Below are 15,983 nucleotides of genomic sequence, written 5' to 3' on the forward strand. Positions count from 1 at the left end.
GCGGTTCAGCTCCTCCCGGCGAGGCCGCGGCTGCGCAGGACGCGCCGCTCCAGCGGGCTGAAGATCAGCAGGTCGATGGCGATGCCGACGATGAGGATGAGGAAGATGGCGAGGAAGACCATGGACATGGAGCTGGCGTTGCGGCCGTTCTCCAGGAGCTGGCCGAGGCCCACGCCGAGGTCGGGCGAGGACGCGATGATCTCGGCGGCCATCAGCGAGCGCCAGGAGAACGCCCAGCCCTGCTTGAGGCCCGCGAGATAGCCGGGCAGCGCCGCGGGGAGCACGATGTGCCAGGTGTGCCGCAGGCCCGTCGCGCCGAGCGTGCGGCCCGCGCGCAGGAACAGCGGCGGCACCTGGTCGACGCCGGAGACCAGGCCGTTGGCGATGGAGGGCACGGCGCCGAGCAGGATCACCGCGTACATCATCGAGTTGTTCAGGCCCAGCCAGATCACGGCCGGCGGCACCCAGGCCACCGAGGGCAGGGACTGCAGACCGGACAGGATCGGTCCGATCGCCGCCCTGATGAACCGCACCCGCGCCACGATCAGGCCGAGCGGCGTGCCGATCGCCAGGGCGAACAGGAAGCCGAGCAGGCCGCGCGAGACGGACGTCCAGATGTAGTCGAGCAGGGTGCCCTGCAGCCAGGCCGTGCGCACCTCGTCCCACACCGCGCCCGGGGAGGGCAGCTTGCTGGGGTCGTCGACGATGCCGAAGGAGACCAGTGCCTGCCACACGAGCAGCACCAGCACCACCGCGGTGAGCGGCGGCAGCACCTTCTGGACCAGCACCTGGCGTACGGGCGTGCGGGTGGGGCCCGTCTGCGAGTCCAGCGCGTCCAGGCCCGCCTCCAGACCGGCGAGGTCCTGGCCGTCGCCGGACTCCTTGACCGGTCCGGTCGTCGTCTCAGTGCTGGCCATGGCGGCGGATCTCCCCACGCAGTTGTTCGGTGATCTCGACGGACAGTTCCGCCACGGCGGTGTCCTCGATGCGGCGCGGGTGCGGGATCTCGACCCGCCACTCGTGCGCCACCCGGCCGGGGCGCGACGAGAGGAGCACGACGCGCTGGGCGAGGCGCACGGCCTCGCGGACGTTGTGCGTGACGAAGAGGACGGAGACGTTCGTCTCGCGCCAGATGCGGGTCAGCTCGTCGTGCAGGACGTCACGCGTGATCGCGTCGAGCGCCGCGAACGGCTCGTCCATCAGCAGCAGACGGCTGTCCTGGGCGAGCGCGCGGGCCAGCGCCACGCGCTGGCGCATGCCGCCGGACAGCTCGTGCACCCGCTTGCCGTACGCGCCCCGCAGCCGGACGAGTTCGAGGAGCTCCTCGGCCTTCGGGCGGCGGTCCGCCTTCGGCACGCCGCGCAGCTTCAGGGCGAGCTCGATGTTCTTGCCCGCGGTCAGCCACGGGAAGAGCGCGTGCTCTTGGAACATCAGGGCCGGGCGGCCGTCCGTCGTGATGGCGCCCGCGGACGGCTCGTCGAGTCCGGCCACCAGGTTGAGCAGCGTCGACTTGCCGCAGCCCGACGCGCCCAGGAGAGTGACGAACTCGCCCGGCGCGACATCGAGCGTGATGTCGTCCAGGACCAGCTGAGGTCCGGCGGGACCGCCGAAGGACTTCGAGACGTGCTCGATCCGTGCGGCGTGCTCAGCCGTGGGGCGGGTGTCCTCCGTGGCCTTGGCGAGGGTCGTTGCCATGGTCGTCACCTCCTGGGAACGTCGTCTTCCGGGGTTACTTGACGCCGAGTCCGGCGTCGTCGACCGGGGATTCGCCCTCGGCCTTGAGGACCTTGTTCAGCGGACGGAGGTCGTAGATGCCCTTGAGGTCGGGCTTCTCCAGGAGACCGGCCTTGACCGCGTGGTCCGCCTCGGCGTCGAGCGTCGCGGCCAGCGGGTCGTTGGTCGTCTGGATCGACTTCCACGCCGGGTCGAGCACCTCGGCGGGCAGCGGCTTTCCGGAGTCCGCCTTCAGCCGTGCGTTCGCGGCGGCCTTGGCCTTCTCAGGGTTCTTCGCGATCCACGCATTGGTCTTCACGGCGCCGCGCAGTACGGCCTCGACGACCTTCGGGTGCTCCTTCAGGAACTCCTGCCGCACGATGATGTTGGTGATCACGAACTTCTTGTCCGGCCACAGGTCGGACTCGTCGAGGAGCACCTTGCCGCCCTCGGCGACCAGCTTGGACGCGGTCGGCTCCGGCACCCAGGCGCCGTCGATGGAGCCGGACTTGTAGGCATCCGGGGTGATCTTGTTGTCGGTGCGGACCACCGACACGTCACCCTTGCCGCTCTGCGCGTCGACGTCCCAGCCCTGCTCGGCGATCCAGTTGAGGAAGGCCACGTCCTGGGTGTTGCCGAGCTGCGGCGTCGCGATCTTCTTGCCCTTGACGTCCTTCAGGGACTTGATCTTCTTCGGGTCGACCACGAGCTTCACGCCGCCGGAGGCCGAACCACCGATGATCCGCAGGTTCTTGCCCTGCGACTTGGTGTAGCCGTTGATGGCGGGCGACGGGCCGATCCAGCCGATGTCGATCGACTTCGCGTTCAGCGCCTCGATCTCCGAGGGGCCCGCGTTGAACTGGGCGTACTTCGCCTCCGTGCCGCCGAGCTCCTTCTGGAACAGGCCCTCCTGGTTGCCGACCAGGGCGGTGGCGTGGGTGAGGTTCGGGAAGTACCCGATCTTCACGCTGTCCAGGCCGTCGATCTTCTTGGCGCCATCGGCGATCTTGGCCTTGCCGTCCTCGTCGGAGGAGTCGGAGCCGTAGCCGCAGGCGCCGAGCGCCAGGGCGAGGAGGGGCAGCGCCGCGAGTGCGGCGAGTCGAGTACGTGGAGCAGGCACGGGAGGTGGTCCCCTCGTCGGCCCGGGCGCACGCCGTCAGGTCGTGGCCGGGAGATCGGCAGGTCTTCGTTTCCGGGGTCGTCGCAGGGAAAGCGTCACTCCGCACATCGCGCGACCCCGCCCTGCCCGCTGCCGAGGGCGCCGCTGCCGATGCGGCCGCCCTCCTTCGCGAACGTCGCGTATACGTCTACGTAGGTCATGTCAGAAGTCCCAGCCCTCATCGTCGGCGGGGGCGACCGGCTCCGCGGGGGCGTCGGTCGGCGCGGCGAACGCGTCGCCCGCCATGCCTGCCGCCAGCGTCGTGCCGTCCGCGGGATCGATCAGCAGGAAGGATCCGGTGCGGCGCGAGTCGGCGTACGAGTCGAGCGCGAGCGGCTCGGCGGTGCGGATCTTGACCCGGCCGATGTCGTTGGCGACGAGCCGGCCGGGCTCCGGGTGCTGCGAGAGGTCGTCGAGGGTGAGCCGCGACGGGATCTCCTTGACGATCGCCTTGACCGTACGGGTGGTGTGCTTGAGCAGCACCCGCTGGCCGACGGAGAGCGCGGTGTCCGCGACGTGGCAGACCGTCGCCTCCACGTCCTGCGAGGTCTTTGGGACGTCGCGGCTCGGCACCAGCAGATCGCCGCGCGAGATGTCGATGTCGTCCTCCAGGAGCAGCGTGACGGACTGCGGCGTCCACGCCACGTCCACCGGCTGTCCCAGCAGGTCGATCCCGGTGACCTTCGAGGTCCGTCCGGAGGGCAGCACCGTCACGGACTCGCCGACGCGGAAGGTACCGGCCGCGATCTGGCCCGCGTAGCCGCGGTAGTCGGGGTGCTCGGCGGTCTGCGGACGGATCACGTACTGCACGGGCAGGCGTGCGTGGCAGGAGGCGAGGTCGTGGCTGACCGGGACCGTCTCCAGGTGTTCCAGGACGGTCGGGCCGCCGTACCAGTCCATGTTCGACGACGGCTCGACGACATTGTCACCAGCCAGCGCCGAGATCGGGATGGCGGTGATCTCCGGAACGCCCAGCTCACCGGCGTACGCGGTGAACTCCTTGGCGATCTCCGCGAAGACCGTCTCGTCGTACGCGACGAGGTCCATCTTGTTCACGGCGAGGACCACGTGCGGGACGCGGAGCAGCGCGGCCACGGCGGCGTGCCTGCGGGTCTGCTCGATGACGCCGTTGCGGGCGTCGACGAGGACGACGGCGAGGTCGGCGGTGGAGGCGCCGGTGACCATGTTCCGGGTGTACTGCACGTGGCCCGGGGTGTCGGCGAGGATGAACCGGCGCCGGGCCGTCGCGAAGTAGCGGTAGGCCACGTCGATGGTGATGCCCTGCTCGCGCTCGGCCCGCAGGCCGTCGGTGAGCAGCGCCAGGTCGGGGGCTTCGGCGCCGCGGCTTGCCGAGGCGCGCTCCACGGCCTCCAGCTGGTCGGTGAGGACCGACTTGGAGTCGTGGAGCAGGCGGCCCACCAGGGTGGACTTGCCGTCGTCGACGGAGCCCGCGGTGGCGAACCTCAGCAGGGTGGTGGCCGACAACTGCTCGGTGGAGAGCGGCTTCACCGGCTCGGTGGTGCTGTTGCTCATGGTTAGAAGTACCCCTCGCGCTTGCGGTCTTCCATCGCGGCCTCGGACATCTTGTCGTCGGCGCGGGTGGCCCCTCGCTCGGTCAGCCGGGACGCGGCGATCTCGGTGATGACGGCGTCCAGCGTGGTGGCGTCGGAGTCGACGGCGCCGGTGCAGGACATGTCGCCGACCGTGCGGTAGCGGACGAGCCGCTTCTCGACCGTCTCGCTCTCCTTGGGGCCGCCCCACTCGCCCGCGGTCAGCCACATCCCGGAGCGCTGGAACACGTCGCGCTCGTGCGCGAAGTAGATGCCGGGGAGCTCGATGTCCTCGCGGGCGATGTACTGCCACACGTCCAGCTCGGTCCAGTTGGAGAGCGGGAAGACGCGGACGTGCTCGCCGGGCGCGTGGCGGCCGTTGTAGAGCTGCCACAGCTCGGGGCGCTGGCGGCGCGGGTCCCACTGGGAGAACTCGTCGCGCAGCGAGAACACCCGCTCCTTCGCCCGCGCCTTCTCCTCGTCACGGCGTCCGCCGCCGAAGACCGCGTCGAACTTCTCGCTCTGGATCTTCTCCGTGAGCGGCACGGTCTGGAGCGGGTTGCGGGTGCCGTCCGGGCGCTCCTTGAGGGCGCCGCGGTCGATGTACTCCTGCACCGACGCGACGTGCAGCCGCAGTCCGTGCTCGGCGACCACGCGGTCGCGGTACTCCAGGACCTCGGGGAAGTTGTGTCCCGTGTCCACGTGCAGCAGCGAGAAGGGGATCGCCGCGGGGGCGAACGCCTTCAGCGCCAGGTGCAGCATGAGGATGGAGTCCTTGCCGCCGGAGAACAGGATCACCGGGTTCTCGAACTCGCCCGCCACCTCGCGGAAGATGTGGACGGCCTCGGACTCCAGGGCGTCCAGGTGGCTGAGCGCGTACGGGCTGTCGGTGCCCTCGTCGGTCACTGTGGCGACGGTCGTCATGCTGCAACCCTTTCGTTCGCTTCTCCGCCTGCACGGCGCAGAGGTGCGGGCCTCGCGGTCTTGTGCGGCCGGGCGGCCGTGCACGCGTCGCTCACAGGACACCCCTTTCGGTGAGCAGCGCGTGGAGAGCCGCCGCGGACTCCTGCACGGTCTGGTCCTGCGACTCGATGCGCAGGTCGGGCGAGTCCGGTGCCTCGTACGGGTCGTCGACCCCGGTAAGACCGGAGATCTCGCCCGCCGCCTGCTTGGCGTACAGGCCCTTCACATCGCGTACGGAGCAGACCTCGACCGGCGTCGCGACGTGCACCTCCAGGTACGCGGTGCCGTTCGCCTGGTGGCGCTTGCGGACCGCCTCGCGGCTGTCGGCGAACGGCGCGATCACCGGCACCAGGGCCAGCACGCCGTTGCGGGCGAGGAGTTCGGCGACGAAGCCGATCCGCTGCACGTTGGTGTCCCGGTCCTCGCGGCCGAAGCCGAGGCCCGCCGAGAGGAACGCGCGGATCTCGTCGCCGTCGAGGACCTCGACGCGACGGCCGTCGGCGCGCAGCAGGCCCGCGAGTTCGTACGCGATGGTGGTCTTTCCGGCGCTGGGCAGGCCGGTGAGCCAGACGGTGGCTCCGGTCGTCACGTGGTTCTCCCGGGTCGGTTGCAGCTCGGTCTGCGGCGCGGTCATCCGTGGATCCCGCATTCGGTCTTGGCGTTTCCGGCCCAGCGGCCGGCCCGCGTGTCCTCGCCCTCCAGGAGGCGCCGGGTGCAGGGGGCGCAGCCCACCGAGCCGTAGCCGTCCATCAGGAGCGGATTGGTGAGGACGCCGTGCTCGGTGACGTACGCGTCGACGTCGTCCTGCGTCCAGCGGGCGATCGGCGAGACCTTGACCTTGCGCCGCTTCTCGTCCCAGCCGACGACCGGGGTGTTCGCCCGGGTCGGCGACTCCTCGCGGCGCAGCCCGGTGGCCCACGCGGTGTATCCCGCGAGCCCTTCCTCCAGGGGCTGCACCTTCCGCAGCTTGCAGCACAGGTCCGGGTCGCGGTCGTGGAGCTTCGGGCCGTACGTGGAGTCCTGTTCGGCCACGGTCTGACGGGGCGTCAAGGTGATGACGTTGACGTCCATGACGGCCTCGACGGCGTCGCGGGTGCCGATGGTCTCCGGGAAGTGGTAACCGGTGTCCAGGAACACGACGTCGACGCCGGGCCTGGCCCGCGCGGCGAGGTGGGCGACGACCGCGTCCTCCATCGAGGAGGTCACGCAGAAGCGTGCCCCGAAGGTGTCGGCGGCCCATTGGAGGATCTCCAGGGCGGAGGCGTCCTCCAGGTCGCGCCCGGCCTGCTCGGCGAGTGCCTTCAACTCGTCGTCCGTGCGCGGCTGCTGATCCTGAGCGGTCGTCATATCTGGCTCTCTCCACTGCTGGTGTGCTGAACGCCCCGGGCGAGCAGCCCGAGGAACTTCAGCTGAAAGGCCCGATTGCAGCCCGCGCATTCCCACGCGCCGTGACCGGCCTCGTTGGGGCGCAGGTCCTCGTCGCCGCAGTAGGGGCAGTGGAACGGGGCGGCACGCTCGCTCACTTGAGGGCCTCCTCGGGCGCGCGCGCGGTCCAGGTGGCGAAGCGCTCGCCGTCCTCGCGCTCCGCCTCGAAGCGCTTCAGGACCCGCTCGATGTAGTCGGGCAGCTCGGTGGCGGTGACCTTCAGGCCGCGGACCTTGCGGCCGAATCCGGCGTCGAGTCCGAGGGCGCCGCCCAGGTGCACCTGGTAGCCCTCGACCTGGTTGCCCGCGTCGTCGAGCATGAGCTGGCCCTTGAGGCCGATGTCGGCGACCTGGATGCGGGCGCAGGCGTTCGGGCAGCCGTTGATGTTGATGGTGATCGGCTCGTCGAACTCCGGGATGCGGCGCTCCAGTTCGTCGATGAGCGAGGCGCCGCGGGCCTTGGTCTCGACGATGGCGAGCTTGCAGAACTCGATGCCGGTGCAAGCCATGGTGCCGCGCCGGAAGGGCGAGGCGTTGACCCGCAGGTCGAGCGCTTCGAGCGCCGAGACGAGCGGGTCGACCTGCTCCTCCTCGACGTCGAGCACGATCATCTTCTGCTCGGCGGTGGTGCGCAGACGGCCCGAGCCGTGCGCCTCGGCGACCTCGGCGATCTTCGTCAGGGTGGTGCCGTCGACGCGGCCGACGCGGGGCGCGAAGCCGACGTAGAAGCGGCCGTCCTTCTGGCGGTGCACGCCGAGGTGGTCGCGCCAGGTGCCCGCGGGCTGCTCGGGGGCGGGCCCGTCGGCCAGCTTCCGCTGCAGGTACTCGTCCTCCAGGATCTGCCGGAACTTCTCCGGGCCCCAGTCGGCGAGGAGGAACTTCAGACGGGCGCGGTTGCGCAGGCGGCGGTAGCCGTAGTCGCGGAAGATGCCGATGACGCCGCCGAACACGTCCGGCACGTCGTCGAGCGGGACCCACGCGCCGAGGCGCACGCCCAGCTTGGGGTTGGTGGAGAGGCCGCCGCCGACCCAGAGGTCAAAGCCGGGGCCGTACTCGGGGTGGCGCACGCCGACGAAGGCCACGTCGTTGATCTCGTGGGCGACGTCGAGCTGCGGCGATCCGGAGATCGCGGTCTTGAACTTGCGCGGCAGGTTCGAGAAGTCGGGGTTGCCGATGAAGCGGCGCTGGATCTCGTCGATCGCGGGGGAGCCGTCGATGATCTCGTTCTCGGCGACGCCCGCCACGGGGGAGCCGAGGACGACGCGGGGCGTGTCACCGCACGCCTCGGTGGTCGAGAGCCCCACGGCCTCCAGGCGTCGCCAGATCTCCGGGACGTCCTCGATGCGGATCCAGTGGTACTGGATGTTCTGGCGGTCGGTGAGGTCGGCGGTGCCGCGGGCGAACTCCTGGGAGATCTCGCCGATCACACGGAGCTGCTCGGTGGTCAGCCGTCCGCCGTCGACGCGCACGCGGAGCATGAAGTACTCGTCGTCCAGCTCCTCCGGCTCCAGGATCGCGGTCTTGCCGCCGTCGATCCCGGGCTTGCGCTGGGTGTAGAGGCCCCACCAGCGCATGCGTCCGCGGAGGTCGTTCGGGTCGATGGAGTCGAATCCACGCTTCGAATAGATCGTCTCAATACGTGTCCGCACATTGAGACCGTCGTCGTCCTTCTTGAACTGCTCGTTCCCGTTGAGCGGTGTGAAGTGACCGACGGCCCACTGGCCCTCGCCGCGGTGACGGCTCGCCTTGCGGCGGGGCGTGGCTGGGGCAGGCTTTTCTGGCGTGGCGGCCATGGCGGTACGTCCTTCGGGACAGCGGGGCAGCGGGAAAGCAGCTCTGACCTGCGGATATGGCATACGTCCGCAGGTGCTGGACACATGCGGGGACGTACGCGCGGCGCTGCGCAGGGAGGGGGTTCAGTGGATGAGGAGCGGCTGTGCTGAGTCGATCAGCAAGCCGGACACATGGCGCTGGACATGCGGCCGAGGTCGACGTGACGTCGACTCACCAAGGCGTTTCCAGTGCGATCCATGCCGGAAGCGTGTCACGGGACTTTCGGCCCAGTCCAGCATTATCCAAAATGCGGACACCCTTGTCCCGTATCGTGGACAAGGGTGTCGTCGGTCACAGCGACTTGCGGGGCGTCAGCCGCGGTCGGCCCCCGGCCACGGCCCCGGCGTCGGCACGTCCGCCTCCTGCTCGACCTTGGTGTCGAAGAGCTTGAAGCCGCGCCGCTCGTAGTTGTCCATGGCGTGCTCGCCGTCCTTGGAGCACGTGTGCAGCCAGACCCGCTCGGTCGGCGCGAGCCCCGGCCACCGCTCGGCCAGGTCCCAGGCGCGCGCGACGCCCTGCGACAGGAGATGGCCGCCGATCCGGCGCCCCCGGAAGGCGGGGAGCAGACCGAAGTAGACGATCTCGACGACACCCTCCGCCGCGTCCCCGTTCTCCCCGCGCGCCGCCAGCTCCACGTACCCGGCCGGTGTTCCCTTCTCGTACGCGACCCACGTCTCCACACCCGGCCGGTCGAGCAGCTTCTGCCACTGCGCATAGGTGAGGGAGAGCCGGTCGGACCAGCGGATGTCCCCGCCGACGGACGCGTAGAGGAACCGGCTGAACTCCGGCGAGGGCACTTCGGCGCGCACGATCCGGACGTCGCCGTCAGGCGCGGCGGCCGGAAGCAGGTCGCTCGGCGACGTCTGCTCCAGGGACCAAGTGGTGACAGTGATGCTCATGGGGCTCAGAGAATCATGTGCCGCATCGGGGGGCCACGCCGCCCTCAAGGCTCCGTGAGCCGCCGCGCCGCGCGGACCGCGGGCGCCATCGAGTGGGGCAGCAGGTCCGCCGGGCTCTTCGGCATGATCACGTCGACGTCCACGTCCTCGGGGAAGCGGTAGGGGCGGTGGGCGAGCAGCCCGCCCAGGTAGCGCCGCATACGGGAGAGCTCGGCGCGCACCGTCACCGTGCGCGCCGGGTCGCCGAACATGTCCTCGGCGAGGCCCGAGGCCGTGCGTCCCGTGCGGTACGTGCACAGGAGGTAGAGGAGCTCGGCGTGGCGCGGGCTCAGCTCGTGAGTCCAGTCGTGGGCGCCGCCGAGCACCGAGAGCGTCCAGCGGCGCGGGCTGCTCACGTCCAGGACGAGGCGGGTCGCGGCGACCGGCCGCGGCACGTCACCGGGGTTCTCCAGGCGCAGCAGCCACCCGCCGGGCAGGGGCTCCACCAGACAGGAGCCCAGCGAGGGGAGCCAGCTGTGACCCGCCCCGAAGGACTTGGGGAGCGCCAGCCTGTCCGCAGGGGGCATGCCCGTCACCGCGGCGGTCCAGCCGTGCACGTCCACCGCGAGCGCCCGCCCGTCGAGCCGCGCGAGCACCGGCGCCGCCACCGCGCGCAGCCGGTCGAGCGCCGTCACGTGCCGGTCCCGCAGCCGCGCCTCGCCGAGCTTGGCCACCGAGTCGACCAGGGCGAGCGTCGAGGGATGGACGCTCTGCAGCGGGCCGCTGACGTCGACCACGCCCAGGAGCCTGCCGTCGCGCGGATCGGTCACCGGGGCGCCCGTGCACGTCCACGGATGGTGGGTCCGCACGAAGTGCTCGGCGGAGAAGACCTGCACCGGGCGCCGCACCACGAGCGGTGTCCCTATGCCGTTCGTGCCCACGACGTTCTCGCCCCAGTCCGCGCCCGGTTCAAATCCGAGCGAGTCGGCCTTGCGCAGCACCGCGGCGCTGCCCTCGCGCCACAGCACCCGCCCGTCCGCGTCGCTGACGACCATGATGTGCTGCGCCGCGTCCGCCACGGAGACCAGCGCGTCGCGCAGGACGGGGAGGATCTCCATGAGCGGCGAGGCGCGGCGGCGCTCCTCCAGCTCCTCCTCGGTCAGCAGCCGGGACCGGTGGTCGTGGTCGGGGTCGACCCCGCCGAGCAGCATCCGCCCCCACGAGTCGCCGATCACCGGACGCGGCAGGACCCTCGGCCGCCGCCCGGACAGCGTGGCGTCGCGCACCCCCTTCAGGAGGTGTGCGGCGTGCGCGAGATCCATGGCGGACATGTGCGCGAGATCTATCGTCGAGGGGGCGTTCATGACCACTGGGTCCTTTCCGGCCAGACCAGTGTGTGGGGGCAGCCAATTCATCGTGCCCCCTGTGCGCCTCCCCGGGCGCCTCATCGGCGAGGAATCGGGAGGACGGCACGGCGAGTTGCAACCTCCTGCAACCCTGGCCGATGCCCGGACGGTGCACGAATCTGGACACCAACGCCGCCCGTGCGGTGTTCACGCTCCTCAAGGGGCCTGAAAGACGGGGGTGGTGCCGTGTCGGCGCAGCACCACCCCCGTACCCCCCTCGGCTAGACGCCGGGAGCGGACCGCTCCACCACCGCCGACAGATCGAGGCTGTGCGGCAGCGTGCCGAACGCCGCGCCCCAGTCCCTGCCGAGCCGCGAGGCGCAGAACGCGTCGGCGACCTCGGGCGGCGCGTACCGCACGAGCAGCGACCCCTGGAGCACCAGCGCCATCCGCTCCACGAGCCGTCGCGCCCGCCCCTCGATGCCCTCCAGGTCGGCCAGTTCGGTCAGCAGGTCCTTGATCGCGGCGTCCAGACGGTGGTCGGCGCCGCGCGCCTTCCCGACCTCCTGGAGGAACGCGTTGAGGGCCCGCGGCTCGCGCTGCAGCGCCCGCAGCACGTCCAGGGCCTGTACGTTCCCCGAGCCCTCCCAGATGGAGTTGAGCGGCGCCTCGCGCAGCAGCCGCGGCATGCCCGACTCCTCCACGTAGCCGTTGCCGCCCAGGCATTCGAGGGCCTCGCCGACCAGCGGCGTGCACCGCTTGGTCACCCAGTACTTCGCGGCGGGCACCGCGAGCCGCAGGAACGCCTGCTCCTGCTCGCTCCCGTCGTCGTAGGCCGCCGCGAGCCGCAGCGCCAGCGTCGTGGCCGCCTCGGACTCCAGCGCCAGATCGGCCAGTACGTTGCGCATGAGCGGCTTGTCGACCAGCCTGCCGCCGAACGCCTCCCGGTACGTGGCGTGGTGCACCGCCTGCGCCACGGCCTGCCGCATCAGCGCAGCGGAGCCGATCACGCAGTCGAGGCGGGTCGCCGCCACCATCTCGATGATGGTGCGCACCCCGCGCCCCTCGTCCCCGACCCGCCGCGCCCACGTCCCGTCGAACTCGACCTCGCTCGACGCATTGGACTTGTTGCCCAGTTTGTCCTTGAGCCGCTGGATGGCGAACGCGTTCCGCGAGCCGTCATCGAGCACCCGGGGCACCAGGAAACAGGTCAGCCCCTGCTCGGCCTGCGCAAGCACCAGGAACCCGTCCGACATGGGCGCGGAGCAGAACCACTTGTGCCCCGTCAGTGCATAGGTCCCGTCCTCCGCGAGGGCCTGCGCCCGCGTCGTGTTGGCCCGTACGTCGCTGCCGCCCTGCTTCTCCGTCATCCCCATGCCGAAGATGGCACCGGCCTTCTGGGACGCGGGACGCAGCCCCGCGTCGTACACGGTCGAGGTCAGGCGCGGCTCCCACTCGGCGGCGAGCGCGGGGTCGGCGCGCAGCGCGGGCACCGCGGCGTGCGTCATCGAGACCGGGCAGCCGTGGCCCCCCTCGGCCTGTGTCCACACCAGGAACCCGGCGGCCCTGCGCAGATGTCCGCCGGGCCGCGACCAGGCGGTGGTCAGGCCCGCGGCGACGGCCTTGCCGAGCAGCCGGTGCCACGCGGGGTGGAACTCGACCTCGTCGATCCGGTTGCCGTAACGGTCATGTGTGTGCAGAACGGGCGGATTCTCGTTCGCCTGGTCTCCCCACTTCCGTGCCTGGGCGGAACCCGCGGCCCGGCCGAGCAACGAGAGCTCGGCACGGGCGGAATCGAGGAGCGCCGGATCCAGATGCCGCTCCACCCCCTCCACGAGGGCCCGGTCGGACGTGAATACGTCATATCCCACCAGGGGCGGAGCCTGGTTGGTCACTGTGTGGGTGCTGGCTGCCATGCCGCTACGGTAAGGAGGTGCACCAGGCAAAAGAAACACCCGGGCGGCCGTCGGGCCGCTGGAAACGGGCCCGCGCTCTCTACCGGAACGTCTCCATGCGCAGGACCGCCTGGCTGCTGCTCAAGGACACCGTCAACTCGTGCATCGAGTACCGCATCCTGGGGCTCGCGGCCGAAGCGGCGTTCTTCACGCTGCTCTCCGTCCCGCCGCTGCTGCTGAGCCTCATCGGGCTGCTCGCGTACGTCGACCGGTGGACCGGCGCGGACACCATCACCAGCCTGCAGAGCAACATCCTGGAGGCCTCCCGCACGGTCCTCTCCGACCGGGGCGTCCACCAGATCGCAGAACCGATACTGGACGACGTGATGCGGGTCAGCCGCCCCGACGTCATCTCCATCGGGTTCCTCTTCGCCCTGTGGTCCGGCTCGCGCGCCGTGAACGTCTTCATCGACACCATCACCGTGATGTACGGCCTCGACGGCGCGCGCGGCATCGTCAAGACCCGGATGCTCGCCTTCGGCCTGTTCATCGTGGCGCTGCTCATCGGCTCGATCGCGCTGCCCCTGATGGTGGCGGGCCCGGACGCGGTGGTGAAACTGCTGCCCGGCTCCACGACGGTGGTCCAGATCCTCTACTGGCCGGTCGTCGTGATCCTCTCCGTGGTCTTCCTGACGACGCTGTATCACGTGTCAGTGCCGGTGCGTTCGCCGTGGGTCGAGGACATGCCGGGCGCGCTGATCGCGCTCGCGATGTGGGTGCTCGGCAGCTTCCTGCTCCGCATCTACCTCACCAGCACGGTGGAGGGCCCCACCATCTACGGCTCGCTCGCGGCGCCCGTCGCCGTGCTGCTGTGGATCGGTGTGTCGGCGTTCGCGGTCCTGGTCGGCGCCGCGGTCAACGCGGCCATCGACCGGGTCTGGCCGTCCGTCGCCACGGCCGCGGCACGCGCCGCCAACGACCGCATAAGGGAGGCGCAGGCCGCCGAGGTGGTGGCCCGCGCGGCCGCCGCGCGCGAGGCGGTGACGGACCCGGACGACCCCGACGACCCCGAGATGCCGTCCGAGTTCCCCGAGCGCTGGTCGCGCTTCCTGCCGCCCGACGACGTGCAGTCGCGGCTGCGCACGCCCGCGAAACAGCCGAAGCACGCGAAGCGGAACGCAAATGGGCCCGGGGGCAACAACCCCTCCGGCGACTGAGGAACGGGGTCCGGGGGCGGGCTGGGGTCCCCCCCCCGGGACCCCGCCCCAGCCCACCCCCACCCCCGGCCCCCACCCCGGAACCCGCGCTCACACCTTCCAGGTGCCCGCCTCGGCCTGCTCCTTGGCGAACTCGGCGAAGTCCCTGGGACCCCGGCCGAGCGCCTCCCGTACCCCCTCGGAGAGCTTCGCGTTGCGGCCGTCCAGGTTCGTCTCGAACAGCTCGATCAGGAACTCCACCTCCTCGGCGGGCACCCCGAACTGTGCGAGAGCCGCCCCGTAGTCATGGGCGGACACCGGCACGTATGTCATCTCCCGCCCGGCCGCCGCCGCGACCTCCGCCACCGCCTGCCGGAACGAGAGCAGCCGGGGTCCCGTGAGGTCCAGGGTCCGGCCCGTGAACCGGTCGCCGCCGGTCAGCGCGGCGATCACCACGTCCCCGATGTCCCGGGCGTCGATGAACGGTTCGAGCACCTCACCGGCGGGGAACACCAGCTGCCCGCCCCGCATCTCGTCAAGGAGCGGGCCCTCACTGAGGTTCTGCGCGAACCAACTGGCCCGCACGACGGTCCACTCGGCACCCGAGTCCCGCACCGCCTGCTCGGTCGCGTGCGCCTGGTCCTCGCCGCGCGCCGAGAGCAGCGTGAGCCGCCGTACGCCCGCCGCGACCGCCTCGCGGGCGAACGCGCCGACCGCATCGGCCGCGCCGGGAGCCCCGACGTCCGGCAGATACGCGAGGTGCGCGGCGTCGGCGCCGTGCAGTGCGCCCGCCCAGGTCGACCGGTCCGTCCAGTCGAACCGCACCGCGCCGGACCGGGAAGCCGCCCGCACCGTGAGCCCGGCCGCCTCGGCCGACTCCACGACCCTGCGACCCACCCGCCCGGTCGCGCCCGTCACCAGAACCGTCATGTTCGTGTCCGTCGTGTCCATCGTGTTCCCCGTGTTCGCTGTGTTCGTCGTCATGCATGCCAGTCAACTGCCGCGCAGGCCCGGGAACCATCGCCGAGGAGCTCACGGCCATACGCGTGCGTCTACGCGTACGTCTACGCTTCCGCCATGGACGTACTCGCCGGACTGCTGGAAGGACCGCGCGCACGGGGAGCCTTTATGATCCGCGCGCTGTTCGACCCGCCCTGGTCCGTCCGCATCGCGGACGAAGCCCCCATCTCGGTCATGGTCATGGTGCGCGGGGACGCCTGGATCTCCCCCGCGGACGGGACCCCCGCCCAGCGCATCCGCCCCGGCGACCTCGCCATCGCCCGCGGCCCCGACCACTACACCTGCGCCGGGGACCCCGCCACCGCGCCCTTCGCCGAGATCCAGCCTGGGGAGCGCTGCGTCCCGCTCGACGGCGCCCCCGTGGCCCGCTACCGCGACCTCGGCCCGCGCGCCTGGGGCGAGGGACGCGACAGCTCCGTGGAGATGCTGATCGGCACCTACCAGATGCAGGGCGAGATCACCGGACGGCTCCTCGACGCGCTGCCGCCGCTGCTCGTGCTGCCCGGCGAGGTGTGGCAGTGCCCGCTCACACCGCTCGTCGCCGAGGAGATCGGCAAGGACGAGCCGGGCCAGGCCGTCGTCCTCGACCGGCTCCTCGACCTGCTCCTGATCGCCGCACTGCGCGCCTGGTTCTCCCGCCCCGAGGCCGAGGCGCCCGCCTGGTACCGGGCGATGGGCGACCCGGTCGTCGGCCGTGCCCTGCGGCTGCTGCAGGACGACCCGGCCCACCCCTGGACCATCGCGGACCTCGCGGCGAAGGCGGGCGTCTCGCGTGCCGCGCTGGCCCGGCGGTTCGCGGACCTCGTGGGGGAGCCCCCGATGACGTACCTGACGAACTGGCGGCTCGCGCTCGCCGCCGACCTGCTCCGCGACAGCGGGCTGACCATCGCCTCCATCGCCCGCCGTGTCGGGTACGGCAGCGCGTTCGCCCTGTCCGGCGCCTTCAAGCGGGTGTACGGGGTCAGCCCGCAGGAACACCGGGGGAGCCCGGCGTAACCTGGATCCC

16 protein-coding genes are annotated in these 15,983 nt (G+C 71.2%); 2 read left to right on the forward strand and 14 right to left on the reverse strand.

What is annotated here, in order from left to right; translation table 11 throughout:
- Window positions 1-5: 5 nt before the first annotated feature.
- The 13 genes from AC068B_RS11805 to AC068B_RS11865 all read right to left on the reverse strand — a co-directional run bounded on the left by AC068B_RS11805 (window position 6) and on the right by AC068B_RS11865 (window position 12,782).
- Window positions 6-917, reverse strand: coding sequence for an ABC transporter permease (locus AC068B_RS11805; RefSeq protein ID WP_478670874.1), 912 nt, complete (start codon window positions 915-917; stop codon window positions 6-8).
- Complete coding sequence (locus tag AC068B_RS11810; RefSeq protein ID WP_478670876.1) at window positions 904-1,695, reverse strand: ABC transporter ATP-binding protein; 792 nt, start codon at window positions 1,693-1,695, stop codon at window positions 904-906. Before AC068B_RS11810 ends, AC068B_RS11805 begins: the two co-directional genes overlap by 14 nt.
- A gap of 34 nt (window positions 1,696-1,729) precedes the next feature.
- Window positions 1,730-2,833 (reverse strand): aliphatic sulfonate ABC transporter substrate-binding protein, encoded by a 1,104-nt coding sequence (locus AC068B_RS11815; protein WP_478670878.1) that lies wholly within the window; start codon window positions 2,831-2,833, stop codon window positions 1,730-1,732.
- A 201-nt stretch (window positions 2,834-3,034) separates the two neighbouring features.
- Window positions 3,035-4,405, reverse strand: a complete 1,371-nt coding sequence (locus AC068B_RS11820; RefSeq protein ID WP_478670879.1) for a sulfate adenylyltransferase subunit 1 — start codon at window positions 4,403-4,405, stop codon at window positions 3,035-3,037.
- A gap of 2 nt (window positions 4,406-4,407) precedes the next feature.
- Window positions 4,408-5,346: a sulfate adenylyltransferase subunit CysD gene (gene cysD, locus AC068B_RS11825; RefSeq protein WP_468558414.1), complete on the reverse strand. Its 939-nt coding sequence runs from the start codon at window positions 5,344-5,346 to the stop codon at window positions 4,408-4,410.
- 91 nt (window positions 5,347-5,437) lie between these two features.
- Window positions 5,438-6,019: an adenylyl-sulfate kinase gene (cysC, locus tag AC068B_RS11830; protein WP_478670881.1), complete on the reverse strand. Its 582-nt coding sequence runs from the start codon at window positions 6,017-6,019 to the stop codon at window positions 5,438-5,440.
- On the reverse strand, window positions 6,016-6,732 hold the full coding sequence (locus AC068B_RS11835; RefSeq protein WP_478670883.1) for a phosphoadenylyl-sulfate reductase: 717 nt from the start codon (window positions 6,730-6,732) through the stop codon (window positions 6,016-6,018). The genes cysC and AC068B_RS11835 overlap by 4 nt, the downstream gene beginning before the upstream one ends.
- Window positions 6,729-6,908 (reverse strand): hypothetical protein, encoded by a 180-nt coding sequence (locus AC068B_RS11840; RefSeq protein WP_468558408.1) that lies wholly within the window; start codon window positions 6,906-6,908, stop codon window positions 6,729-6,731. Before AC068B_RS11840 ends, AC068B_RS11835 begins: the two co-directional genes overlap by 4 nt.
- A complete protein-coding gene (locus tag AC068B_RS11845; RefSeq protein WP_478670885.1) occupies window positions 6,905-8,602 on the reverse strand; it encodes a nitrite/sulfite reductase in 1,698 nt (565 codons plus the stop codon). Before AC068B_RS11845 ends, AC068B_RS11840 begins: the two co-directional genes overlap by 4 nt.
- Before the next feature lie 155 nt (window positions 8,603-8,757).
- Complete coding sequence (locus tag AC068B_RS11850) at window positions 8,758-8,841, reverse strand: putative leader peptide (protein WP_317850486.1); 84 nt, start codon at window positions 8,839-8,841, stop codon at window positions 8,758-8,760.
- Between the two features lie 112 nt (window positions 8,842-8,953).
- The gene (locus AC068B_RS11855; protein ID WP_478670888.1) at window positions 8,954-9,541 is read right to left on the reverse strand and encodes a GNAT family N-acetyltransferase; all 588 of its coding nucleotides are present in this window, start codon (window positions 9,539-9,541) and stop codon (window positions 8,954-8,956) included.
- A 44-nt stretch (window positions 9,542-9,585) separates the two neighbouring features.
- On the reverse strand, window positions 9,586-10,884 hold the full coding sequence (locus tag AC068B_RS11860; RefSeq protein ID WP_478670890.1) for a GAF domain-containing protein: 1,299 nt from the start codon (window positions 10,882-10,884) through the stop codon (window positions 9,586-9,588).
- A gap of 263 nt (window positions 10,885-11,147) precedes the next feature.
- The gene (locus AC068B_RS11865; protein WP_478670893.1) at window positions 11,148-12,782 is read right to left on the reverse strand and encodes an acyl-CoA dehydrogenase family protein; all 1,635 of its coding nucleotides are present in this window, start codon (window positions 12,780-12,782) and stop codon (window positions 11,148-11,150) included.
- A gap of 17 nt (window positions 12,783-12,799) precedes the next feature.
- Here AC068B_RS11865 and AC068B_RS11870 point away from each other — a divergent pair, with 17 nt between their 5' ends.
- On the forward strand, window positions 12,800-13,978 hold the full coding sequence (locus tag AC068B_RS11870; RefSeq protein WP_478670895.1) for a YihY/virulence factor BrkB family protein: 1,179 nt from the start codon (window positions 12,800-12,802) through the stop codon (window positions 13,976-13,978).
- 90 nt (window positions 13,979-14,068) lie between these two features.
- On the opposite strand, the gene AC068B_RS11875 is transcribed toward AC068B_RS11870, so the two are convergent.
- Window positions 14,069-14,941 carry an SDR family oxidoreductase gene (locus AC068B_RS11875; RefSeq protein ID WP_478670896.1) on the reverse strand — a complete coding sequence of 291 codons (873 nt, stop codon included), beginning with the start codon at window positions 14,939-14,941 and terminating at the stop codon, window positions 14,069-14,071.
- A 93-nt stretch (window positions 14,942-15,034) separates the two neighbouring features.
- Here AC068B_RS11875 and AC068B_RS11880 point away from each other — a divergent pair, with 93 nt between their 5' ends.
- Window positions 15,035-15,973, forward strand: a complete 939-nt coding sequence (locus AC068B_RS11880; protein ID WP_478670898.1) for an AraC family transcriptional regulator — start codon at window positions 15,035-15,037, stop codon at window positions 15,971-15,973.
- The last annotated feature ends 10 nt before the right edge of the window (window positions 15,974-15,983 follow it).

It is taken from the genome of Streptomyces sp. NPDC042371 (genome assembly GCF_056437465.1).

Coding starts and splice junctions, on each gene's coding strand:
- AC068B_RS11835 (WP_478670883.1), bottom strand. CDS start 6,732: ATGACGACCGCTCAGGATCAGCAGCCGCGCACGGACGACGAGTTGAAG.
- AC068B_RS11875 (WP_478670896.1), bottom strand. CDS start 14,941: ATGACGACGAACACAGCGAACACGGGGAACACGATGGACACGACGGAC.
- AC068B_RS11855 (WP_478670888.1), bottom strand. CDS start 9,541: ATGAGCATCACTGTCACCACTTGGTCCCTGGAGCAGACGTCGCCGAGC.
- cysC (WP_478670881.1), bottom strand. CDS start 6,019: ATGACCGCGCCGCAGACCGAGCTGCAACCGACCCGGGAGAACCACGTG.
- AC068B_RS11860 (WP_478670890.1), bottom strand. CDS start 10,884: ATGAACGCCCCCTCGACGATAGATCTCGCGCACATGTCCGCCATGGAT.
- AC068B_RS11810 (WP_478670876.1), bottom strand. CDS start 1,695: ATGGCAACGACCCTCGCCAAGGCCACGGAGGACACCCGCCCCACGGCT.
- AC068B_RS11820 (WP_478670879.1), bottom strand. CDS start 4,405: ATGAGCAACAGCACCACCGAGCCGGTGAAGCCGCTCTCCACCGAGCAG.
- AC068B_RS11845 (WP_478670885.1), bottom strand. CDS start 8,602: ATGGCCGCCACGCCAGAAAAGCCTGCCCCAGCCACGCCCCGCCGCAAG.
- cysD (WP_468558414.1), bottom strand. CDS start 5,346: ATGACGACCGTCGCCACAGTGACCGACGAGGGCACCGACAGCCCGTAC.
- AC068B_RS11805 (WP_478670874.1), bottom strand. CDS start 917: ATGGCCAGCACTGAGACGACGACCGGACCGGTCAAGGAGTCCGGCGAC.
- AC068B_RS11865 (WP_478670893.1), bottom strand. CDS start 12,782: ATGGCAGCCAGCACCCACACAGTGACCAACCAGGCTCCGCCCCTGGTG.
- AC068B_RS11850 (WP_317850486.1), bottom strand. CDS start 8,841: ATGGATCGCACTGGAAACGCCTTGGTGAGTCGACGTCACGTCGACCTC.
- AC068B_RS11880 (WP_478670898.1), top strand. CDS start 15,035: ATGGACGTACTCGCCGGACTGCTGGAAGGACCGCGCGCACGGGGAGCC.